Source organism: Streptomyces sp. CB01249 (assembly GCF_001905735.1).
Classification (GTDB): Bacteria; Actinomycetota; Actinomycetes; order Streptomycetales; family Streptomycetaceae; genus Streptomyces.
Map to the genome: position 1 here is coordinate 316,121 of NZ_LISW01000001.1, position 21,250 is coordinate 337,370.

General features: G+C 70.4%; 18 protein-coding genes. 7 read left to right on the forward strand and 11 right to left on the reverse strand.

All coding sequences use genetic code 11. From position 1 onward, the window contains the following. The first annotated feature begins 74 nt into the window (after nucleotides 1-74). Entirely contained in the window at nucleotides 75-3,746 is a 3,672-nt protein-coding gene (cobN, locus tag AMK18_RS01275; RefSeq protein WP_073861316.1) for a cobaltochelatase subunit CobN, read from the forward strand. A 4-nt stretch (nucleotides 3,747-3,750) separates the two neighbouring features. Here the strand turns inward: cobN and AMK18_RS01280 are convergent, their stop codons facing one another. The 3 genes from AMK18_RS01280 to AMK18_RS01290 all read right to left on the reverse strand — a co-directional run bounded on the left by AMK18_RS01280 (nucleotide 3,751) and on the right by AMK18_RS01290 (nucleotide 8,414). After that, complete coding sequence (locus AMK18_RS01280; protein ID WP_018105777.1) at nucleotides 3,751-4,446, reverse strand: L,D-transpeptidase; 696 nt, start codon at nucleotides 4,444-4,446, stop codon at nucleotides 3,751-3,753. A 100-nt stretch (nucleotides 4,447-4,546) separates the two neighbouring features. Then, complete coding sequence (locus AMK18_RS01285) at nucleotides 4,547-7,042, reverse strand: SpaA isopeptide-forming pilin-related protein (protein ID WP_073861317.1); 2,496 nt, start codon at nucleotides 7,040-7,042, stop codon at nucleotides 4,547-4,549. Between the two features lie 136 nt (nucleotides 7,043-7,178). Beyond that, entirely contained in the window at nucleotides 7,179-8,414 is a 1,236-nt protein-coding gene (locus AMK18_RS01290) for a ThuA domain-containing protein (protein WP_073861318.1), read from the reverse strand. Nucleotides 8,415-8,768: 354 nt separating this feature from the next. Between AMK18_RS01290 and AMK18_RS01295 the strand changes: the two genes are divergently transcribed. Continuing rightward, a complete protein-coding gene (locus AMK18_RS01295; RefSeq protein ID WP_443333212.1) occupies nucleotides 8,769-10,958 on the forward strand; it encodes an RICIN domain-containing protein in 2,190 nt (729 codons plus the stop codon). Nucleotides 10,959-10,973: 15 nt separating this feature from the next. After that, a complete protein-coding gene (locus AMK18_RS01300) occupies nucleotides 10,974-12,365 on the forward strand; it encodes a chitinase (RefSeq protein WP_073861319.1) in 1,392 nt (463 codons plus the stop codon). A 24-nt stretch (nucleotides 12,366-12,389) separates the two neighbouring features. On the opposite strand, the gene AMK18_RS01305 is transcribed toward AMK18_RS01300, so the two are convergent. Further along, nucleotides 12,390-13,352: a helix-turn-helix domain-containing protein gene (locus tag AMK18_RS01305; protein WP_198956925.1), complete on the reverse strand. Its 963-nt coding sequence runs from the start codon at nucleotides 13,350-13,352 to the stop codon at nucleotides 12,390-12,392. Nucleotides 13,353-13,562: 210 nt separating this feature from the next. On the opposite strand from AMK18_RS01305, the gene AMK18_RS01310 reads away from it, so the two are divergent. Continuing rightward, nucleotides 13,563-14,027 carry a hypothetical protein gene (locus tag AMK18_RS01310; protein ID WP_073861320.1) on the forward strand — a complete coding sequence of 155 codons (465 nt, stop codon included), beginning with the start codon at nucleotides 13,563-13,565 and terminating at the stop codon, nucleotides 14,025-14,027. Between the two features lie 76 nt (nucleotides 14,028-14,103). Here the strand turns inward: AMK18_RS01310 and AMK18_RS01315 are convergent, their stop codons facing one another. The 3 genes from AMK18_RS01315 to AMK18_RS01325 form a co-directional block, all read right to left on the reverse strand. Beyond that, entirely contained in the window at nucleotides 14,104-14,292 is a 189-nt protein-coding gene (locus AMK18_RS01315) for a DUF397 domain-containing protein (protein ID WP_073861321.1), read from the reverse strand. A gap of 130 nt (nucleotides 14,293-14,422) precedes the next feature. Next, complete coding sequence (locus AMK18_RS01320; RefSeq protein WP_073861322.1) at nucleotides 14,423-14,611, reverse strand: DUF397 domain-containing protein; 189 nt, start codon at nucleotides 14,609-14,611, stop codon at nucleotides 14,423-14,425. Further along, on the reverse strand, nucleotides 14,608-15,462 hold the full coding sequence (locus AMK18_RS01325) for a helix-turn-helix domain-containing protein (protein ID WP_073861323.1): 855 nt from the start codon (nucleotides 15,460-15,462) through the stop codon (nucleotides 14,608-14,610). The genes AMK18_RS01320 and AMK18_RS01325 overlap by 4 nt, the downstream gene beginning before the upstream one ends. A 123-nt stretch (nucleotides 15,463-15,585) precedes the next feature. Here AMK18_RS01325 and AMK18_RS01330 point away from each other — a divergent pair, with 123 nt between their 5' ends. Together AMK18_RS01330 and AMK18_RS01335 are read left to right on the forward strand one after the other, a co-directional pair. Further along, on the forward strand, nucleotides 15,586-16,083 hold the full coding sequence (locus tag AMK18_RS01330) for an ATP-binding protein (RefSeq protein WP_198956926.1): 498 nt from the start codon (nucleotides 15,586-15,588) through the stop codon (nucleotides 16,081-16,083). Nucleotides 16,084-16,160: 77 nt separating this feature from the next. Next, nucleotides 16,161-16,808, forward strand: a complete 648-nt coding sequence (locus AMK18_RS01335; RefSeq protein WP_073861325.1) for a hypothetical protein — start codon at nucleotides 16,161-16,163, stop codon at nucleotides 16,806-16,808. Between the two features lie 7 nt (nucleotides 16,809-16,815). Here AMK18_RS01335 and AMK18_RS01340 read toward each other — a convergent pair whose 3' ends face one another. Together AMK18_RS01340 and AMK18_RS01345 are read right to left on the reverse strand one after the other, a co-directional pair. Continuing rightward, on the reverse strand, nucleotides 16,816-17,271 hold the full coding sequence (locus AMK18_RS01340; protein ID WP_073862267.1) for a hypothetical protein: 456 nt from the start codon (nucleotides 17,269-17,271) through the stop codon (nucleotides 16,816-16,818). Between the two features lie 53 nt (nucleotides 17,272-17,324). Beyond that, nucleotides 17,325-17,834: a hypothetical protein gene (locus AMK18_RS01345; protein WP_241836412.1), complete on the reverse strand. Its 510-nt coding sequence runs from the start codon at nucleotides 17,832-17,834 to the stop codon at nucleotides 17,325-17,327. Nucleotides 17,835-17,989: 155 nt separating this feature from the next. On the opposite strand from AMK18_RS01345, the gene AMK18_RS01350 reads away from it, so the two are divergent. Continuing rightward, nucleotides 17,990-18,631 (forward strand): DUF6928 family protein, encoded by a 642-nt coding sequence (locus AMK18_RS01350; protein ID WP_073862268.1) that lies wholly within the window; start codon nucleotides 17,990-17,992, stop codon nucleotides 18,629-18,631. A gap of 206 nt (nucleotides 18,632-18,837) precedes the next feature. Here AMK18_RS01350 and AMK18_RS01355 read toward each other — a convergent pair whose 3' ends face one another. Next, a complete protein-coding gene (locus AMK18_RS01355) occupies nucleotides 18,838-20,649 on the reverse strand; it encodes a TerD family protein (protein ID WP_073861327.1) in 1,812 nt (603 codons plus the stop codon). A gap of 134 nt (nucleotides 20,650-20,783) precedes the next feature. Further along, nucleotides 20,784-21,098, reverse strand: a complete 315-nt coding sequence (locus AMK18_RS35095) for a hypothetical protein (RefSeq protein ID WP_241836414.1) — start codon at nucleotides 21,096-21,098, stop codon at nucleotides 20,784-20,786. Nucleotides 21,099-21,250 lie beyond the last annotated feature (152 nt).

Below are 21,250 nucleotides of genomic sequence, written 5' to 3' on the forward strand. Positions count from 1 at the left end.
ACGTTCGGCAGGTCCGAGCAGGGGATCACGACACCGCCCGGGGCGTGGACACCCCGAGGAAGGCCAGACGCCGCATGATCCTGCTCCTGTCGACGTCCGACACCGACCTGCTCAGCGCCCGCGCCTCCGACGGACCCGTCCGCTACCGGTACGCGAACCCCTCCCGCCTCCCGCTCGACGACCTGCCCGCCCTCCTGGACGGCACCGACCTCGTCGTCGTACGCCTCCTCGGCGGGGTCCGCGCCTGGCAGGACGGCCTCGACCACCTGCTCGCCACCGGCCGCCCCGTCGTCGTCCTCACCGGCGAACAGGCCCCCGACGCCCAGCTGATGGCCGCCTCCACCGTGCCGATCGGGATCGCGGCCGAGGCCCACGCCTACCTCGCGCACGGCGGCCCGGCCAACCTGGACCAGCTCGCCCGCTTCCTCTCCGACACCGTGCTGCTCACCGGCCACGGCTTCGAACCGCCCGCCCCCGCACCCTCCTGGGGCCCGCTGGAACGCACCCCCCGGGAGACGGCGGACGGCGCCCCCACGGTGGCCGTGCTCTACTACCGCGCCCACCACATGAGCGGCAACACCGCGTTCATCGAGACCCTGTGCCGGGCCGTCGAGGCCGAGGGCGCCAAGGCCCTCCCGCTGTACGTCGCCTCGCTGCGCGCCCCCGAACCCGAGCTCATCGAGACCCTGCGCGGCGCCGACGCGATCGTCACCACGGTCCTCGCGGCGGGCGGCACCCGGCCCGCCGAGGCGTCGGCCGGAGGCGACGACGAGTCCTGGGACGCGGGCGCGCTCACCGCGCTCGACGTGCCGATCCTCCAGGCGCTCTGCCTCACCGGCTCCCGCACCGACTGGGAGGGCAACGACGAGGGCGTGTCCCCGCTGGACGCCGCCAGCCAGATCGCCGTGCCCGAGTTCGACGGCCGCCTGATCACCGTCCCGTTCTCCTTCAAGGAGATCGACGAGGACGGCCTCCCCTCCTACGTCGCCGACGACGAGCGCGCCTCCCGCGTCGCAGGTATCGCCGTCCGCCACGCCCGCCTGCGCCACATCCCGAACGCGGAGAAGCGCGTCGCGCTCGTCCTGTCCGCGTACCCGACCAAGCACTCCCGTATCGGCAACGCCGTCGGGCTCGACACCCCCGCCAGCGCGGTCGCCCTGCTGCGCCGACTGCGCGAGGAGGGCTACGACTTCGGTACGGAGGAGGTCCCCGGCCTCGCATCCGGCGACGGCGACGAGCTGATCTACGCCCTCATCGAGGCGGGCGGCCACGACCAGGAGTGGCTCACCGAGGAACAGCTCGCCCGCAACCCGGTCCGCATCCCCGCCGCCGACTACCGCCGCTGGTACGCCACACTCCCCGCCGAACTCCGCGAGGCCGTCGAGGAGCACTGGGGCCCGCCGCCCGGCGAGATGTTCGTGGACCGCTCCCGCAACCCGGAGGGCGACATCGTCCTCGCGGCCCTGCGCCGGGGCAACCTGCTCATCCTCATCCAGCCCCCGCGCGGCTTCGGCGAGAACCCGATCGCGATCTACCACGACCCGGACCTGCCGCCCTCGCACCACTACCTGGCCGCCTACCGCTGGATCGCCGCCCGCGCCGACGACAACGGCTTCGGCGCCGACGCGATGATTCACCTCGGCAAGCACGGCAACCTGGAATGGCTGCCCGGCAAGAACGCGGGCCTGTCCGCCGCCTGCGGCCCGGACGCGGCCCTCGGCGACCTCCCGCTGATCTACCCGTTCCTCGTCAACGACCCGGGCGAGGGCACCCAGGCCAAGCGCCGGGCGCACGCCACGCTCGTGGACCACCTGGTGCCGCCGATGGCCCGGGCCGACAGCTACGGGGACATCGCCCGCCTCGAACAACTCCTGGACGAGCACGCCCAGATCGCCGCCATGGACCCGGCCAAGCTGCCGGCCGTCCGCGCCCAGATCTGGACCCTGATCCAGGCCGCGAAGCTCGACCACGACCTGGGCGTCGAGGACCGCCCGGAGGACGAGGGCTTCGACGACTTCATCATGCATCTGGACGGCTGGCTCTGTGAGATCAAGGACGTCCAGATCCGCGACGGCCTCCACGTCCTCGGCTCCGCGCCGACCGGGGCCGCCCGCGTCAACCTGATCCTGGCCATCCTGCGCGCCCGCCAGATCTGGGGCGGCACGACGTCCCTGCCGGGCCTGCGCGAGGCACTGGGCCTGGACGAATCGGCGGCGACCCGCACGGACGCGGACACGGTGGAGGAGGAGGCCCGGGCCCTGGTCCAGGCGATGGAGGACGCGGGCTGGGACCCGTCGGCATTGGGCCGGGCAAATCAAGCCCCTGCGGCGATTGAGCAGCGGGGTCCGGGGCAGAGCCCCGAGCAGACGACCCGCACACTGCTCCACGACCTCAGCCCAGACGTGGCGGCCATCCTCAACTTCGCGGCCGAGGAGGTCGCCCCCCGCCTGGCCAGGACCACCGACGAACTGGACCACTGCGTCCACGCCCTCAACGGCGGCTTCGTCCCCGCAGGCCCCTCCGGCTCCCCGCTCCGGGGACTCGTCAACGTCCTCCCGACCGGCCGGAACTTCTACTCGGTCGACCCGAAGGCCGTCCCCTCCCGGCTCGCCTGGGAGACCGGGCAGGCCCTCGCCGACTCGCTGCTGAACCGCTACCGCGAGGACAACGGCGACTGGCCGGTGTCCGTGGGCCTCTCCCTCTGGGGTACGAGCGCGATGCGCACCGCGGGCGACGACGTCGCCGAGGCGTTCGCGCTGCTCGGCGTGCGCCCGGTCTGGGACGACGCCTCGCGCCGCGTCACCGGCCTCGAACCGATCCCCGCGGCCGAGCTCGGCCGCCCCCGCATCGACGTCACCCTCCGCATCAGCGGCTTCTTCCGCGACGCGTTCCCGCACACCATCGGCCTCCTGGACGACGCCGTGCGCCTGGCCGCCTCGCTGGACGAACCCGCCGAGCTCAACCACGTACGGGCGCACACCCAGGCGGACCTGGCCGAGCACGGGGACGAGCGCCGGGCCACCACCCGTATCTTCGGCTCGCGCCCCGGCACGTACGGCGCCGGGCTGCTCCAGCTCATCGACTCCCGCGACTGGCGCACCGACGCCGACCTCGCCGAGGTCTACACGACCTGGGGCGGCTACGCCTACGGCCGCGACCTGGACGGCTGCCCGGCCCGCGAGGAGATGGAGACCGCGTACAAGCGCATCGCGGTCGCCGCGAAGAACACCGACACCCGCGAGCACGACATCGCGGACTCGGACGACTACTTCCAGTACCACGGGGGCATGGTCGCCACGGTCCGCGCGCTGAAGGGGACCGCCCCGGAGGCGTACATCGGGGACTCGACCCGTCCGGAGACGGTCCGCACGCGCACGCTGACCGAGGAGACCTCGCGCGTCTTCCGCGCCCGCGTCGTCAACCCCAAGTGGATCGAGGCGATGCGCCGCCACGGCTACAAGGGCGCCTTCGAGCTGGCGGCGACCGTCGACTACCTCTTCGGTTACGACGCCACGACGGGCGTGGTCGCGGACTGGATGTACGACAAGCTGACCGAGACCTACGTCCTGGACCCGGCCAACCGCGCCTTCCTGGAACAGGCCAACCCGTGGGCCCTGCACGGCATCGCGGAACGCCTTCTGGAAGCGGAGTCGCGCGGCATGTGGGCCAAGCCCGACCCGGCGGTGCTCGAAGCGCTGCGCCAGGTCTTCCTGGAAACGGAAGGAAACCTGGAGGGCGAGGAGTAAGGCCCTAGTCGGCGGTGCCGGGCTTCACACCCCAGACGTACACGACGTCGTCGAGCGCGAGCAGATCCCACAGCTTCGCCGCGTCGTCCACCGTCAGGTTGACGCAGCCCGCCGACCCGCCCCCGTCGTACAGGTCGCCCGGGTGTCCGTGCAGCGCCTGACCGCCGTCGAAGAACTGCGAGTACGGCATGGGGGCGTCGTCGTAGAGGTCGGAGACGTGGTCGCGGTCGCGCCAGTAGATGGTGTGCCGGCCGGGCCGCGTCTCCTCCGCGTCGCGGCCCGTACGGATGGGGACGGGCCCGAAGACGACCTTCTTCCCCTTCTGCACCCACAGCAGTTGGCGGTCCATGTCGACGCAGGTCACCCGGCCGGTCTCGACCGGGCAGTTCCCGGCTGCGTTCGGATTCGGCGTGGCCTCGACCACCAGCATCGCGCGGTACGTGCCGAGGTCGGCCAGCCCGTCCGGGTGCGGGCGGCCCTGCTCGGTCTGGAAGGACCGGATCGCCCGGCAGTCGGCGTCGGACTGGCGGCCGTCCACGGGCAGTCCGAGGTGGGTCTCCAGCTGCCGCTGATACGGCCCGGCCGGGGCGGTGCACGCGGTGTCGCGGCCGGGGGAGGCGGCCGAGGGGGCCGCGGTGCACAGCAGCGCCGTGGCCGCGGTGGCGACGGCGGCGGCGATGAGGCGGTGGGGACGGGACACGGCCGGACCTCCTGCGGGATTAACGGGAACGGTGTACTGGCGAGCCAATCAGCGAAAACGCCCGGCCGCCCACGAGTGGGCGGCCGGGCGGGTGACCGTGTCAGCCGCGAGCGGCCTTGTGCGTGTCGTCCTTGCAGTCCTTGCCCTTGCAGGGCTCACCGCGGTCGTTGGCCAGCTCCACGGTGACGCCCTCCTCGCTGTTCTCCTCCGTCACCTCGTACGGACCCGAGACCGGGTTCGCGGGGAGCACGTAGCCCTCCGGGACGGCGATCTCGCGGAGGTAGTACTCACCGAGCGGCAGGTCGTCGAAGGTGCACTGCCCGTCCTGGTCGGTGGAGCAGCCCGCGTCCGCGAGGGTGTCGGGGTTCGCCCCGCCCGTCTGGAGGCCGGGCACGTCGTTGCTCTCGCGCCACAGCTCGAAGACGGCACCGGGCAGCGGCTCCCCGTTCTTCGCGTCCGTCTTGTCCAGCGTCAGCGAACCGGTCACGGGCGGCACGGGCGTCTTGCTGTTGACGGCCTCGGCCTGGACGCCGTCCTCGGCGTTGGCCTCGGTGAGGGTCAGAGGCCCGAAGACGTTGGGGTCGGGCAGGTCGTAGCCGTCCGGGGCCGCGGTCTCGCGCCAGTAGTAGGTGCCCGGGACGGTCGTCGCGGTGCAGACGCCGTTCGCCGGGGTGGTGCAGTCCGAGACGTGGGTGTCGGGGTTGATCCCGATCGTCTGGAGACCCGGGGTGTTGTTGGTCTCGCGCCACAGCTCGAAGTCGGCCCCGGCCAGCGGGTCACCGGTCTCCGCGTCCGTCTTGTGTACGCGGACCTCACCGGTCACCGGCGGCACGGGGGTCTTGGTGTTGACGGCCTCGGCCTGGACGCCGTCCTCGGCGTTGTCCTCGGTGAGGGTGAGGGGGCCGAAGACGTTGGGGTCGGGGAGGTCGTAGCCGTCGGGGGCTTCGGTCTCGCGCCAGTAGTAGGTGCCCGGGACCGTGGTCGCGGTGCAGACGCCGTTCGCGGGGGTCGTGCAGTCCGAGACGTGCGTGTCCGGGTCGGTGCCGTCGGTCTGGAGGCCGTCGACGCCGTTGGTCTCGCGCCACAGCTCGAAGTATGCCCCGGCGAGCGGGTCACCGGTGTCGGAGTCGGTCTTGCGTACGCGGACCTCACCGGTCACCGGCGGCACGGGCGTCTGGCTGTTGACGGCCTCGACCTGGACGCCCTGGTCCGCGTTGTCCTCGGTGAGGACGAGCGGTCCGAAGACGTTCGGGTCGGGCAGCTCGTAGCCGTCCGGGGCGGCGGTCTCGCGCCAGTAGTACGTGCCCACGGTCGTGGTGTCGGAGCAGACGCCGTTCGCCGGGGTGGTGCAGTCGGAGACCTGGGTGTCCGGGTCGGTGCCGTCGGTCTGGAGGCCGTCGACGCCGTTGGTCTCGCGCCACAGCTCGAAGTCGGCCCCCGCGAGCGGGTTTCCGGTGTCGGCGTCGGTCTTCAGCACGCTCACCGCGCCCGTTACCGGCTGCGGACCGTTGCAGTCCGGCAGGTCGCCGTCGAACGGGTAGGCGTGGAACTCCACCCCGGCGTTGTCGCTGGTGTGGGTGAGCGAGCCGGTGGTGAAGAACCTGCCGTTCATGCCGGGCAGGCTTACGGTGGTCATGGACGCCTGCTCGCCCACCAGCACGCTGCCCTGGAACTGCCCGGACCCCTGGAAGGACGCCGTGGTGGCGTCGGGCAGGTTCCACAGCAGCCGCTCGCGGTACTGGCCCAGCGTGTCGCTCCCGCTGGTGGTGTTGATGACCCGGTTCGTCCCGACCACGTTGACCAGGATCGTCGCGTCGTCGGGGATGCCCGCGAACTCGATGGACTGGCTGCCGTTGGGCGAGTTCGGGTTGACCAGGTCGAAGTCGACGTTGAACACCTGGAGCTGAGACGTCCCGTCGCCGGTGAACAGCGTCCGGTAGCCCTCGTTGACCGCGGTCCCGGTGGGCGTCCGGGTCGTGCCGTCCGGCCGCGCGTAGCACTGGCTGGCCGCCGTCAGCTCGTCGCGCAGGCCCACGTACGGGGCCGTCGCGTCGTCGTCCTGGACGGTCGTCCCGGTGACGTTCCCGGTCAGCGCGCCCGCGTAGCGCACGGTGCCCAGCTCGTCGGGCAGGCCGCCCGTCGTGTCCAGGGTCTGCCCGGCGGCGATGGTCACGTCCCCGCCGGCGGCCAGGAAGTCCGCGTCGACGGGCGGCGCGACGCGCGAGCCGACCCCGACGATCCCGAGGTTGTACAGCCCGCCCGCGTCCGCGTCCTTGTTCTGGTCGAAGTCGTCCAGCACGACGACCCGGCCCTCGGCCTCCGCCGCCCGCCCCCGGACGAGGAAGTCGTCACCCACGAAGATGTTGATCCCGGCGTCCCGGCCGGCGATCGGCCCGTTGTTGACGTCGGGGAACGGGTCGGGACAGTCGCCCGGCACACACGGCCCGAGACCGCCGGGCAGGGGAGCGGCGGCGGCCGGCGTCGCGCCGAGACCGAGGGAGAAGACGGGGACGACGGTCGCCAGGACGGCGCAGGCCGCACCCGTGGCGCGGGCGCGTGAGCGCAGCGCGGCTAGCCGTTTGGGCATGGGTTTCATACCGGCATCCTGGGCAGCCGGGGCCCCCGCTCCGCGCGCGCGACACGAGGCGTTGCGCCGGGCGGCGGGACGGCGCCACCCGGACGGAGGGGCGGCCGCGGCGGGGTCCGCCCCGCGACCGCCCGGCCCGCCCCGGTCAGGCCGGGAGGGTCCAGAGCTGGTTGTCGCTGCCGTAGCAGGTCCAGAGCTGGAGCCGGGTGCCGTTCGCCGAGCTGGGCCCGGTCGCGTCCAGGCACTTCCCGGACGCGGGGTTCAGCAGCTCGCCGGTGCTCCGGTGCTGCCAGACCTGCGCCCCGGAGCCGTTGCAGTCGTAGAGCTGGACCTTCGCGCCGTTCGCGGTCCCGGCCGCGGCGACGTCCAGGCACTTGCCGAGCGCCCTCAGCGTGCCGTCAGTGCCGGTCGTCCACTGCTGGGCCCCGGTGCCGTTGCAGTCGTAGAGCTGGACGGCCGTGCCGTTGGCGGAGCTCGCGCCCGCCACGTCGACGCACTTGCCGCCGTAGCCGGTGATCCGGCCGGTGGCGCCCTCGGGCGGGGTGACCGGGCCGCCGTCCTGCCCGGCGGCCCAGGCGATCTCCTGGAGCAGGAGCTGATTCTGCCGGGCGCTCGCGAAGGTGGAGGAGAGGGCGGTGTTCGTCGCGTAGTCCATCGCGTTGTGGCCGAAGTTGTTGTAGACCATCCGGTAGTCGCGGTTCGACCAGACGATCGGGTAATCCCCGCTGTACCAGGTCTGGTTGGGGTCGGTGCCGATGGGGAACGTCGAGGGGTCCATCGAGGCGAGGACGTCGATCGCGGGGTTCTTCCGCAGGTCGTTCTGCCAGCTGTACCACTCGCTCACCGACGAGGTGATGGTGGCCGGGAGCCCCGCCGTCGCCGGGTGCCCGGGGTCGTCCACGCGCAGCGTCTCCTGCGTGGGCCCCCAGGTGTTGGAGCGGAACGTGCCGGTGCCCAGGAAGGTGTTGTGGTACCAGGGCCAGTCACTGGTGTCCGTGTTGAACGCGGAGACGTGGAAGCCGACGAACCCGCCGCCGTTCTGCACGTACGACTGGAAGGCGGAGCGCTGCGCGGCGGTGTGCGGGTAGTTGTCGAGGAACATCACCACCTGGTAGCCGGCCAGCTCGGAGCTGTTGAGCCGGTTCCAGTCGGTCGTGGCGGTGTACGTGAAGCCGTGTGAGGCGCCCTGCTGGGCGAACCAGGTGTTCGCCTCGTGGTCGAAGCTGATGTGCGCCGCGTCGTACGTGCCGTCGTAGAAGGCCAGCACCCGGAACGTACCGGCGGCGGGGGCGGCGTGTGCCGGGGCGGCCTGCAGGCCGAGCACGAGGGCGGCGAGGGCGAGGAGCCGGAGCAGGAGTGCGGTGCCGTGTCTGACGCGCATGGGGGACTCCAGAGGTGGGCGGTGGAGCGCAGCGGCTGAGCAGAACCGGAGTCTGCGCGTGTACACGACAGCCCGTCAAGGCATCTGTCAGGAAACCTTCCTGGCAGAAATGCGCGCACAACTCGAACGCTGCACGTCAGCGCAGCTGACCTGCGACTTCAGAAGGCGTACGAGGGTGCTGCGGTTTCCCGTGATCACGGGCGAAGTGCCTACAGAGGTTGAAATACCGGCCCGTGCAAGGGGGTTGACGGGTGGTCCGCGACGCCTCTAGCTTCACGGCTTGAAATAAGGCCGGACGTGTCTCCTGTCATGGACCTGACTTCCTACCCCCCGCCCGCCACAGGAAGGCTCCCCATGCTTCATCCGCCCCATCGCCGCCGCAGACGGCGCACCGCCCCCCTGGCCATGGCGCTGTCCGCCTCACTGGCCGCAGCCGGGGCCCTGGTCGCCCTCGGCTCGGGAACCGCCGGTGCCGCGACCCCCGGCGCCCTGACCAACACCGGCAACGGCAAGTGCCTCGACCTCACCGACGGTTCGACCGCCGACGGCACGCCCGCCCAGATGTGGACCTGCTACCCCGGCAGCCAGAACCAGAGCTGGACGCTCAACGCCGACGGCTCGCTGACCGTGAAGGGTAAGTGCCTGGACCTGGCCGCGAACGGCACGGCCAACGGCACCGCTGCCCACCTGTGGACCTGCTACGGGAGCGTCGCCAGCCAGAAATGGCGGCTGACCTCCGCCGGTGACCTGGTCAACACCGCCGCGAACAAGTGCCTGGACATCAAGGACAACAGCAACGCGGACGGCGCCCGGCTCCAGGTCTGGGACTGCGCGGGCACCGGCAACCAGAAGTGGAGCTTCTCCGGCGCGGTGGACCCGACCGACCCCACGGACCCGCCCACGGGGAACAACCCGGACCTCGGCCCGAACACGGTGATCTTCGACCCGTCGATGTCCGCCTCGTCCATCCAGTCCAAGCTGAACAGCATCTTCAACCAGCAGCAGTCCAACCAGTTCGGCTCCCAGCGCTACGCGGTCCTGTTCAAGCCGGGCACGTACAGCGCGGACGTCAACGTCGGCTTCTACACCCAGGTCGCCGGCCTCGGTCTGTCCCCGGACGCGGTGAACATCAACGGCGCGGTCCACGCCGAGGCCGACTGGTTCCAGGGCAACGCCACCCAGAACTTCTGGCGCGACGCGGAGAACCTGTCGGTCACGCCCAACGGCGGCAGCGACCGCTGGGCCGTCTCGCAGGCGGCCCCGTACCGGCGCATGCACGTGCGCGGGAACCTCAAGCTGGACGACGGCGGCTGGTCCAGCGGCGGCTTCATCTCCGACTCGAAGATCGACGGCCAGATCCAGTCGGGCAGCCAGCAGCAGTTCCTGACCAAGAACACCCAGATGGGATCCTGGTCCGGCTCCAACTGGAACATGGTCTTCGTCGGCGACCAGGGCGCCCCCGCCCAGTCCTTCCCGACCTACACCACCGTCCCCTCCGCCCCGGTCAACCGCGAGAAGCCCTTCCTGTACGTGGACGGCGCGGGCGCCTGGAAGGTCTTCGTCCCCGCCGCCCAGACCAACGCCTCGGCCACCACTTGGAGCGGCAAGAACCAGGCGGGCTCCTCGCTGCCGCTGGACGACTTCTACATCGCGAAGCCCGGCGCGAGCGCGGCCGACATGAACGCCGCGCTGGCCGCCGGCAAGAACCTCCTCATCACCCCCGGCGTCTACCACCTCAACCAGACGCTCAACGTCACCCGCCCCGACACCGTCGTCCTCGGCATGGGCCTCGCCACGCTCATCCCGGACAACGGCATCACCGCGCTGACCACCGCCGATGCCGACGGCATCAAGATCGCGGGCGTCCTGGTCGACGCCGGTACGACCAACTCCCAGACGCTGATGCGGATCGGCCCCGACGGCTCGTCGGCGAACCACGCCGCCAACCCCGTCACGCTCAACGACGTGTTCTTCCGTATCGGCGGCGCGACCGTCGGCAAGGCCACCCAGTCGCTGGTCGTCAACACCAACAACACGATCATCGACCACACCTGGATCTGGCGCGCCGACCACGGCAACGGCGGCACGGTCGGCTGGACCACCAACACCGCCGACACCGGGCTCGTCGTCAACGGTCAGAACGTCACCGCGTACGGGCTGTTCGTGGAGCACTACCAGAAGACCCAGGTCATCTGGAACGGCAACGGTGGGCGCACGTACTTCTTCCAGAACGAGCTGCCCTACGACCCGCCCAACCAGAGCGCCTGGAAGAACGGGAACACCAACGGCTACCCGGCGTACAAGGTCGGCGCCTCCGTGACCAGCCACGAAGCGTGGGGCCTCGGCAGCTACGCGTACTTCAACGTCAACCCGTCGGTGGTCGAGGACCACTCCTTCGAGGTGCCGCAGACCTCCGGCGTGAAGTTCCACGACATGGTCACCGTCGTCCTCGGCGGCGCCGGAACGATCAGCCACATCATCAACAGCACCGGGGCGGCCGTCACGCCCAGCAGCAACGTCGCGTACCTCACCACCTACCCGTAAACCGGAGGGACCCCCATGCCCGGATCACGCAGCAGATGGCTCACCGCCCTGCTCGGCGTCGTGCCGCTGGCCGCCGCCGGCCTGGTCGCCACGGCCGCCGCCCCCGCCTCCGCCGCCGCCAACCCAGGCCCCGGCTTCCCCGCGCACTACGCGGCTCCGTACGCGGAGATGTGGAACAGCCCGTCCAGCCTGATGAACGCGTACAACGCGACCGGCAACAAGTACTACACGCTGGCCTTCATCGTCAGCCAGGGCACCTGCAACGCCACCATCAACGGTGACACCCCGGTCACCGACTCCGGCTGGAACAACGCGATCAACAGCCTGCGCGCGGTCGGTGGCGACGTGATCGCGTCCTTCGGCGGCGCGAGCGGCAGCGAACTCGCCTCCTGCAGTTCGGTGTCCGCGATGCAGGCCCAGTACAAGAAGGTCATCGACCAGTTCAACCTGACCCGCATCGACCTGGACATCGAGGGCAGCACCCTCGACAACACCGCCGCCAACGACCGCCGCAACCAGGCACTGGCCAACCTCCAGAAGGATTACGCGGCCCAGGGCCGGAAGCTCGACGTCGACTTCACCCTCCCGGTCAGCCCCAGCGGCCTGGAGTCCAACGGCATCGCGCTCCTCAAGAACGCCAAGAGCCACAACCTGAACGTCAACCTGGTCAACATCATGACCATGGACTACGGCCCCGCCATGGACATGGGCCAGGCCGCGATCAGCGCCGCGAACGGGCTGCACACCCAGCTCGGCCAGATCTGGACCGACAAGTCCTCCGCCCAGCTCTGGGCGATGGAGGGCAACTGCCCGATGATCGGCATCAACGACACCGCCGCCGAGGTCTTCACCGTCCAGGACGCCCAGGAACTCGAAGCCCTCGCCGCGAGCAAGGGCATCCAGGAACTCACCTTCTGGTCCCTCGGCCGCGACAACCAGGGCCAGAGCGGCACCCCGCAGAGCACCTGGCAGTTCACCAACACGTTCAAGGCCATCACGGGCGGCGGCGGCCCCGTCGACCCACCGGCCGGCACCACCACCATCAAGGGCTACGGCGGCAAGTGCGTCGACGTCGCCGGAGCCAACAGCGCCAACGGCACCAAGGTCGACCTCTACACCTGCAACGGCACGTCGGCGCAGCAGTGGACCCGTAACGGCAACACCTTCCGCGCGCTGGGCAAGTGCCTCGACGTCGCGGCGGCGGGCACCGCCAACGGCTCGAAGGTCCAGCTCTACGACTGCAACGGCACCGCCGCCCAGTCCTGGACGACCGGCGCCAACGGCAGCCTGGTCAACGCCGGTTCGGGCAAGTGCCTGGACGTCACGGACTGGAGCACCACGGACGGCAACCAGCTCCAGATCTGGACGTGCGGCGGCACGGCGAACCAGTCCTGGACGCTGGCGTAAGAACCCGACGGGGCGCGATCGGCATCACCCGCGCCGGTGATGCCGATCGCGCCACGCCCGTGGAGAGACGCCGTAAGCATCCTTGAAGACCTTGCTGAAGTGGGCGGCGTTCACGAAACCCCAGCTCCGCCCGATCGCCGCCACGGTCCGCGCCCGCCCGGCCGCCCCGGCCAGCTCCCGCTTGCACGCCTCCAGCCGCTGGGCCCGTATCCAGTCCCCGAGCCCGATCCCCGCCCGGGACAGCACGGTGTACAGATGCCGTACGGAGATGCCGTGCGCGGCCGCGATCTGCGCCGCCGACAGTTCGGGATCGGCCAGATGCTCCCGGATGTAGTGCCTGATCCGCAGCCCGAGCGTCGCCTCCATCGGCTCCTTCGCCGGCGCGATGTCCCCGTGCCGGGAGACCAGCACGGCGCGCAGCAGCTCCACGCTCGGCGGCAGCACGGCGGCCGCCTGGTCGCTGCGGTGCAGCTCGTCGCTCCGGGCGAGCTGCGAGAAGTACGCGTACGCCAGCCGCGCGAGCGGGTCCCCGGCGCCGAACGTGAGCGTGGTGGTGTCCCGGATCAGCCGGTCGGGCAGCCCGAGCACGGAGAGGGGCAGCCGCAGGAAGTGGTGGTCGACCCCTTCGTCGAAGAGCAGCGTGTACGGGGCGTTCGACCGGAACACCGCGAACTCGCCGGGCCCGACGACGCATTCGCGCCCGTTCTGCGCCCCCATGCTGGTGCCCGTCACCTGAAGACTGAGGAAGAGCGAAGGCTCCTCGTCCTTCCGCACCAGCTGTTCGGTGCGCCGTAACGTCACCGCCGTCGACCGGGCCGAGGACACGCGCAAGCCTCCGACCGCCTTCACGTCCATCCGGGCCCGGATCTCCCCGTCGGGCGCCCGGTGATCGATGTCCACCGGCACCACGGAATCCCACACCGCGTGCCGGATGATCTCCTCCCGGTCCTGCGGCGGTATGTACGCAGTATCCAGCGACGGACTCATGTGCGCCCCCTCGACATGAACGGCCGCAGTCGAGTGTGGAGTACACGCTCCCACGGTGCAACGGCTGTGGCGCGGGATGCGCCTGTGCGGTCCGGGGTGGCGCACTCCTGGCAAAGAGTCGTGCACAACGGGCAAAGTCAGCCACCGCTGGCGACCCTAAGGTCCATCAGCGAGACCGTCACGAACCTCCGAAGCAGGAATGGGAGCCCGATGTCGCTGAGGACCAGACTCACAGCAACCGCGTTCGCTCTGGGTGTCGCCGCCGCCGCGATGCCCCTGGCGGCGTCACCCGCCCAGGCCGCCAGCATGCACGGCTGTAGCTACCCGAATGTCTGCCTGTACAAGGGGTCCTACACGACGGGTACCATCTGGGGCCGCTACCAGGATCCGGGCTACCAGTCGATGCCGACCGCCTACCGGAACGTCACGGACGCGGTTGTCAACACGCGAAACGACGACTCCGTCTGGCTGCTCGACACCGGCCCCTCCCCGGACCGGTACATCTGCATCCCGCGGAAGACCGCCGTGAACCTTGGCGCCTACGCCCACCCCAACGGCGGTACGTGGGCGAACGACGTCGACGTGATCAACATCTGGCAGCCGTCCGACAACGGCTTGTGCAGCGGCACGACCCAGGTCCGCCAGGGCAGCAAGCCCGACGGCTGGCGCCCCTGACCCGTTACGCGCGAAGAGCCCTGCCGGTCCGCGATTCGGACCGGCAGGGCTCTTGCGCGTACAAGCGCCGCCTGTACTATTCCGCTGCGGCGAGCCCGACGAGCTCGGTCCATGCGTTGGGCGATACGCGGAGGACGGGCCCGGCGACGTCCTTGGAGTCGCGGACGTGCACGGCTCCGGCGCCGGTGGCGACCTCGATGCAGTCGCCGCCCTCGGCTCCGCTGTAGCTGCTCTTGAACCAGGCGAGGGGTTCGGTCGTTTCCATGGCTCTCCCAACAGCGTTCTGAAGCAGACGAGTTGTGCCGTGATGGTCCCACGCCGGGTCCGCGCAGACGAGAGCCCCGCCGGTCCACTGAGGTCCGGCGGGGCTCCGATGCGTACAAACGGCGCCTGTACTACTCCGCCGAGGCGAGCCCGACGAACCCGGCCCAGGCGTCCTGCGATACGCGGAGCACGGGCCCGGCCGCGTCCTTGGAGTCACGGACATGCACGGCTCCGGTACCGGCCGCGACCTCGATGCACTGGCCGCCCTCGGCTCCGCTGTAGCTGCTCTTGAACCACGCGAGGGGTTCGGTGTTGTTCATAGTTCTCCCAGCAACTTCTCGATGAACGCCAGCGACTCTCGCGGGCTGAGAGCCTGTGAACGGATGATCCCATAGCGTGCCGCGGCCAGGACCGTCTGCCTCGGGTCGGTCTCCAGCGAGCTCGTGCCCTGGGCTTCGACGTACAGGAACTTCTTGCCGTCCTCCCGGGTGACGACCGTGAACGGACCGTCCACGCCCGAGTTCTCCTCCGAGCTGAGCGGCATGACCTGCAACTCCACGTTGCTCCGCTGCCCGATGAGGAGGAGGTGTTCCAACTGGCCTCGCAGCACGTCGTCGCCGCCGAACCTGCGACGCAGGACCGACTCGCACATGACGAAGCTCAGCAGGGGCGCCGGGCGGCGATCCAAGATCGCCTGGCGGGTCAGTCGGGCAGTGACACGCTGCTCGATGACCTCAGCGTCGAGGGCGGGTCGCCGCATGGCGAGCACCGCCCGCATGTACTCCTCCGTCTGAAGCAGGCCGTTGACGGCGAGCGTGTCGTAGCAGAGCAGCTCGATCGCCTGCTTCTCCAACTGGGCCATGCCCTGGAAGAACACCGGGTACTGCGCCTTCTCGACCTGCTCCTTCCACAGGACCAGCAGCCCGCCCGCATCCACTTCCAGGTCCGCGCGGTCGATCGCTCGCGGCGGTGGGATCCGGCGTCCTTGCTCGAACGAGGCGATGGTCGACGCGGAGTAGCCCAGCCGACGGCCCAGTTCCTCCCGCTCGATGCCCGCCCGCAGTCGTAACGTCTTCAGGCTCTGCCCGAACGCGGTGATGATTCCCTGACCCGCCTTGTCCGGCGCGTAGGCGCCGTCCATCTCCCCGGGGTCCACCCGCTCAGCCGTCATCGCACCCTGCCTCGCTCGATCGCGCCGTGTTCCACGTACCGGTGCCGACAGCGCGCGTACAAGGAGATCGCGTCGGTGCGTCACCACTGGTCACGCTACGCCACGGCGAGGACGCTCGTGGTCATGACGAGCAACATCGACAGCCCCCACCGCACCACGCAACCCACCCTCAACTTCCCCCACTTGGGTACCCCCAGCTTCGACATGCGGTTCACCTCCACACCCCGGGGCGCCAGGCTGGCCCGCCGTCTGTCGGCGGTCCGGCTGGACGCCTGGGGTCTGCCGTACGGGACGGAGACGCACGAGGCGGTCGTCCTGATCACGGCCGAGCTGACGGCGAACGCGGTGCGCCACGGCCACGTACAGGGCAGGGACTTCCACCTGCTGCTGCGCGTCGTGGAGCGGCCCGGTCCGACCGCGCGCATCGAGGTGACCGACACCAGGGGCGAACGGGTCCCGCCCCGCCCCGGCAAGCTGCCGGACGCGGGCCTCGCGGACGACGGGCGCGGCCTGCTGCTGGTCGAGGGCCTGGCCACGCGCTGGGGCTGGTATCCGAGGACGCAGGCGCCGGGGAAGACGGTGTGGGCGGAGTACGACCTGACGGCCGGCGGCGCGGATTAGCGTGGGGGCATGGGAACGAAGACGGCACAGGTGGCGTACGTGAACGGCGAGGTGGTCCTGGACCTGGCGGCCACGCGATGACCAGCTTCCTGACCCACCGGGCGCGCGTGCACGATGCCGGTCTCCCGGTCCACCGCCGCCACAACGCACTGCGCACCTGCCTCACCGTCTTCGCTCCGTACGGCTTCCGGGCGACGTACCACCACCTCACGCTCAGCGCCGCGATCCCCCGGCGGCTGGAGGCGGACCCGGACGCCCTCGTGCGGGCGGTCGAGGAACTGCACGAGGCGCGGGTGCTGTGGCTCGCGCGCACGGAGGAGTACGCCGCGCAGCGCCGGGCGGAGAAGCGGGCCGGGCGGCGGGCCGTGGCGGGCCCGCCGCCGTGGTGGCTGTGGAACTGGTCGGAGAGCCCGAACCGCGGCTGGTACGAAGCCCCGTTCCGTCATCCACCGCTGCGGCTGCCCGCGTACGTCCGGCGCCAGAACGCGCTGCTGGACGGCGCCGACCTCCCTGGCTGCCCCGCCTGCGGGGACGAGCGACCACCGGTGTCCCACTCGTCCGGGCACGGCTGGGTGACGCTGTGCCCCGGGTGCGCCCGGGTGCTGGAGCCCTGCCCGTGCGGGCAGCGGCACCCGGTCGTCCCGCAGACCCCGTACACCTGGACGGGGCTGTGGCGGCGCACCCACATGGGCAACGACGGCCTGCCGAACCCGCATTGGCCCTAGGGCGGAGCTACAGGCCCAAGCTCGCGACGAAGCCCGAAAAGCTGGTCGCTACGACCCGCCACCGGCACAGAGCGGCGTCCGTCCAGAAGTCGCTGCCGACGACGCGGGGATCCGAGGGGTGCGTCCGGTAGTCGAGAGCCAGGGCGCCGTCATCGCCGGGGTTGCGCGTTGTGGCGATCAGTACGGCCTGTTCCACGTCGAGCCAGGGAAGTTCGAGCGGGGCGACGCCCCTGCTTCCGCGTGCCTGGCGAAAGAAGGCGCAGTGCGGATCATCGGCGAACATGTCCATCGACCGGGACGTGTACTCCATCTGCGGGGGGTTCGGCACGAAGCGAAGCGGGTCCTTGAACCAGGGGATGACCCTCGCCAGCACCTCATCCCCTGGATGGTGCCAGAGGCCGCGATCGATGAGCGAGGTCAGCAGTGCGGGCAGCGCGAGGCCACGGACTGTCGAGGGCGCCATGGCGCACAGCTTCGCATGGCGGACAACGCCAAGGAGACAGAGCCCGCGGCTGGTCACCACACGTCGACAGACCAGACGTCGCCCCTTTGATGCCCGTCGGGATCCGGGTCGCCCGTCCCGTACGGGTCGGGGTCGGCGACGACGTGGATGCGGGCGGTGGACGCGGATACGCGGTAACAGTCCATGTCACGCGACGTGTTCTGCTTGTCGAGTGTGATCGTGCGGCCCAGGGCCAGGATGGCGGCCTGCAGTTCCTTGAAGGGGACTGTGGGTGCGAATTCCCCGTACTCCCGCGAGAGCGGGGCCGGCACGGTGCTCGGGGACCGGTCGTACAGCAGGCGTTGGACCTTCACGCCGAAGCCGAAGCACGACAGCTGCCCGGACGGCCCCGGCTGGTCCGGCGAGAAGTTGATCTCCACGAGCCCGTAGTCCCGCCGCAGCAGACCGCCACCGGGAACATCGAGGCATGTCACCCCCAGGGCGGCTTCCCAGGCCCCCGGGTCCGCACCGACGCCCACTCCCAGGACCTCGCCGCGGACGGCGACGTGAGCGTAGAAATCCACAGCGGACACCCGCCAATCCCTCCGAACCATCCGCACAGGGCGCCACGTGGAGCAGCGCCATTGTTCCGCGATCGTACAGAGCGGCCTTCAGGAGCGGCCGTCAGCAGGCGATGGAAGGCGCGGGGCTGTCAGTGGGCGGGGCTAGCGTGCGGTGCATGGGAGCGAAGACGGCAATACTTGCGTATGCGGACGGGGACGTGGCCCCGGTACTGAAGGCGGCCGGTGAGCCGCAGGCAGCGAGAACGGCGGAGCTGGTCGCCCGGGTCTTCCCGGGCCCGGGGACGGTGCCGACAGTGGGGGACGTCCTGGGCGAATCGACGTATCCGCCGGAGGGCATCACGTTCGCGGCCAGCTTCCCCGGCGTGGACCTGGTCTGCGACCGGCGGCTGATGTTCGACCGCCCGTCGGAACTCCCGGCGTACCTCTTGAAGGCCGCCGAGGGCCGTCGCGTGATCCTGCACGCGATGCACAGCGTCTCGGACTGGCTGGCGTTCGCGGTCTGGGAGGAGGGCCGCCTCCGCCGCTCCCTGAGCCTGTCGCCGGACGGCGGCATCGTGGAGAACGTCGGCACCCCGTTCCCCTTCGAGGCGCCGTACTGGGCGGGGGACCGGGCGATGGAGGACTACGCGCTGCCGTTCCACCCCCTCGATCTGGGCAACGAAGCCCTCCGGGCTTTCTTCGGCTTCCTGCTGGAGGGCAGCCCCTCGCCCGAGGACGTCGACCCGGAGGCGGTCCCCCTGCTGGGCTTCGCCCTCACGAACGATGGTGCGGTCCGCCGCCCGGGATCAGGCCGCTGAGGTGCCCGTCCAGAGGCGCGCCCCGGCCGCGAACCCGATCGGGTCCAAGGCGGACAGCTCGGCCCGCACGCGGGCCTCGAAGAGCAGGTGGACGACGCCGTCACTGGGCAGCCACGGGCCAGCGCGGCAGCGGTCAGCGCACCCCGCGTCCGGCGCCCAGGTCGAGGACCCGGGTGCCGGACGCGGGAGCGAGCCACGCGACAGGTTCAGTCGGTGATTTCGACGCCGAACCCTCGGGCCAGTGCGTCGAGGCCGTGGTCGTAGCCCTGGCCGACGGCGCGGAAGCGCCAGATGAGGCCGCGACGATAGAACTCGCCCAGAAGCAAGGTGCGTTCGGTAGTGGCGGCGTCCAGGGTGGCGCGGGCCGACGGGGCGGCGTCACTGCCGGAAGCAGTACTGATCTGGACCGCGCCGATGTCGCCGAAGGTGGCCGTGCCATCGATGGCGGCAGCGACGACGACTTTGTGGGAGGCGGGTGGGAGGGCGGCGAGGTCGATGGCGACCGTCTGTTCGGTGGGCCCGCCGGTCAGGAGCCGCACGGTGCCTGCGGGGTTCTCCGGTGCGCCGTAGAAGACGAAGTCCTCGTCGAAGGTGACCTGTTCGTCCTCGTCGAGTACGAATGCGACGACATCGACCTCGCAATGGCCCTTGGGTGCCCACGAAGCGGTGAGATGCCACTCAGGGGTGGACAGATCGATGACTCCGCCGCGGGGGAGCACCTGGAATTGCGGCACCGTGATGTTCGTAGGCGCCTCCTCACCCGTTGCCGCGTCGGCCTGAACGATGCTGATGCTCGCGGCAGTTGGGTCGGCAAGCCAGCGCTCGTCCTGCACGGCGAGTTCCAGTTCCGCGATCCGGCGCATGCGACGATCCTTTTCCCCACCCGTGAGGACGACGACGTCGGTGACGCTCCGAGAGAGATTGACCGCAGCGGATCCACCCAGCTCGACGACCCGCGTACGTGCGGCGACAGCCTCTTCGTGCGTGCCGCCCAGGACAAGCACGCGACGGTCCTGCAACGGCTTGTCGGACGACCTGGTCGGCGTGGTTGCCGGCCGACGAGGCGCCGGAACGCTGGGCGCCGCCCCAGGTGCCTCGTGCGACGTTCCGGGTTCCACGGTGTCGAGCAGCTTGAGGAAGGCACCCTCGTCTATGGCGGGAATGCCCTCGGCGGCTGCCCGCCGGGCCTTGGCCGAACCGGACGCGGGCTCATTGGTGACCAGGACGCTGGTGTGGTGGCTGACCGAGGTCATCATGTTGAGCCCGGCTGCCACGCCTCGGCCGATCAACTCAGCTCGGGCGGTAGAAGTTTCACCGGTGATCGCGACCTTCATCCCCTGCTGCAACGTCCCGCCGGGCTCAAGCCGCCCCGGATTGCGATATGCGCACGGAGTCTTGGGCGGCTTCGGCGTGAACTGGGACTCCGCCCGCGGCGGGCAGGGTACGAGTGGCAACGGCAAGGCGAGCCGCGCGGCCTCGCGCAGCGATGCCCGCAGGATCCCGGCGAGCACCCGGGTGTCGTCCAGTGCGTCGTGCGCGTGCTGCTGCGGTACGCCGTAGTGGGCGGCCAGCGTGCCCAGCTTCAGGTCAGACGTTGGCGGGTCCACCTGCCGGTTCAGTGCCAGAGTGCATAGCCTCTGCGACACCGGTAGCCACATCCGAGCGTGAGCGAACTCGTAGGCGAGGAAGTCGTAATCGAACTGCGCGTTGTGAGCAACGAGGACCCGGCCCTTCAGCATCTCCCCGATCCGCTCGGCAACCTGCTCGAAGGCCGGTGCTCCGAGCAGCCGCTCAGCGGTCAGCCCGTGCACCTCGACCGGCCCCGGGTCACATCCGGGGTTCACCAGTGTGGAGAACTCCCCGGTCTGCCGCCCATCCGCCCCGATGGTCACGACGGCGACCGACAGCACCCGGTCCCGGCGGGGTATGAGCCCGGAGGTCTCGACATCGACGAGGGCCCAGTCGTGGGCGTAGTCGCCCATGGCGGGTGGCGGGAAGGAAGGCGTGGCGAGACTCATGGCGCCAAGGATGAGCGGACATACGCCCTTCCCTCAACCTGCATCTGCTTGCCCTGATATGGGACGGCGGGACTCGAACCTGCGGCCAAGCGCTGGGAATGCACCTGCAGGGGGAGACGTAGTGACTCTGACCTTCAGGAAGCCAAGCTCTTGCGGCGGACCCTGAGGGAGTACATGGTGCCCTCGGGTCCGCTCCAGAGGCTCCATCCGACCGAGGTGGCCACCGCCCAGCCCTTCTGTTCTCGCATCTGCTCGGCGAACACACGGAGATTCTCGATCTTGCACCCGCAGTCCAGTAGGACCTCGACGCTGATGTACGGGCTGCGAGGATTCTGCTCGTCGTCCGACGCGGTCCATCGGACCTGGTGCACGTGCTCGGCCAGCCCCGTCCGCTGCACGTCGTGCTTGATGCCGCGGGCCCTGGCGTACTCGTCCAGATCGTCGATCACGAAGAGATGACTGGACCACTCTCCAGGCCACACGGCGTACAACTTGGACTCGCCGACCACCGCTCGCTCGTACGTCGCCCGGTCCGCGCCGTGGGTGACGCGGCCGTCCTTGTGGATTTCGATGTAACAGGTGGTTCGTGCGTCGTAAGGGA

What these genes read in the sequence shown, in the direction of transcription:
- cobN (WP_073861316.1), top strand. Translation starts at nt 75, where the DNA reads ATGATCCTGCTCCTGTCGACGTCCGACACCGACCTGCTCAGCGCCCGC.
- AMK18_RS01285 (WP_073861317.1), bottom strand. Translation starts at nt 7,042, where the DNA reads ATGAAACCCATGCCCAAACGGCTAGCCGCGCTGCGCTCACGCGCCCGC.
- AMK18_RS01290 (WP_073861318.1), bottom strand. Translation starts at nt 8,414, where the DNA reads ATGCGCGTCAGACACGGCACCGCACTCCTGCTCCGGCTCCTCGCCCTC.
- AMK18_RS01295 (WP_443333212.1), top strand. Translation starts at nt 8,769, where the DNA reads ATGCTTCATCCGCCCCATCGCCGCCGCAGACGGCGCACCGCCCCCCTG.
- AMK18_RS01300 (WP_073861319.1), top strand. Translation starts at nt 10,974, where the DNA reads ATGCCCGGATCACGCAGCAGATGGCTCACCGCCCTGCTCGGCGTCGTG.
- AMK18_RS01305 (WP_198956925.1), bottom strand. Translation starts at nt 13,352, where the DNA reads ATGAGTCCGTCGCTGGATACTGCGTACATACCGCCGCAGGACCGGGAG.
- AMK18_RS01310 (WP_073861320.1), top strand. Translation starts at nt 13,563, where the DNA reads ATGTCGCTGAGGACCAGACTCACAGCAACCGCGTTCGCTCTGGGTGTC.
- AMK18_RS01315 (WP_073861321.1), bottom strand. Translation starts at nt 14,292, where the DNA reads ATGGAAACGACCGAACCCCTCGCCTGGTTCAAGAGCAGCTACAGCGGA.
- AMK18_RS01320 (WP_073861322.1), bottom strand. Translation starts at nt 14,611, where the DNA reads ATGAACAACACCGAACCCCTCGCGTGGTTCAAGAGCAGCTACAGCGGA.
- AMK18_RS01325 (WP_073861323.1), bottom strand. Translation starts at nt 15,462, where the DNA reads ATGACGGCTGAGCGGGTGGACCCCGGGGAGATGGACGGCGCCTACGCG.
- AMK18_RS01330 (WP_198956926.1), top strand. Translation starts at nt 15,586, where the DNA reads ATGACGAGCAACATCGACAGCCCCCACCGCACCACGCAACCCACCCTC.
- AMK18_RS01335 (WP_073861325.1), top strand. Translation starts at nt 16,161, where the DNA reads ATGACCAGCTTCCTGACCCACCGGGCGCGCGTGCACGATGCCGGTCTC.
- AMK18_RS01340 (WP_073862267.1), bottom strand. Translation starts at nt 17,271, where the DNA reads ATGGCGCCCTCGACAGTCCGTGGCCTCGCGCTGCCCGCACTGCTGACC.
- AMK18_RS01350 (WP_073862268.1), top strand. Translation starts at nt 17,990, where the DNA reads ATGGGAGCGAAGACGGCAATACTTGCGTATGCGGACGGGGACGTGGCC.
- AMK18_RS01355 (WP_073861327.1), bottom strand. Translation starts at nt 20,649, where the DNA reads ATGAGTCTCGCCACGCCTTCCTTCCCGCCACCCGCCATGGGCGACTAC.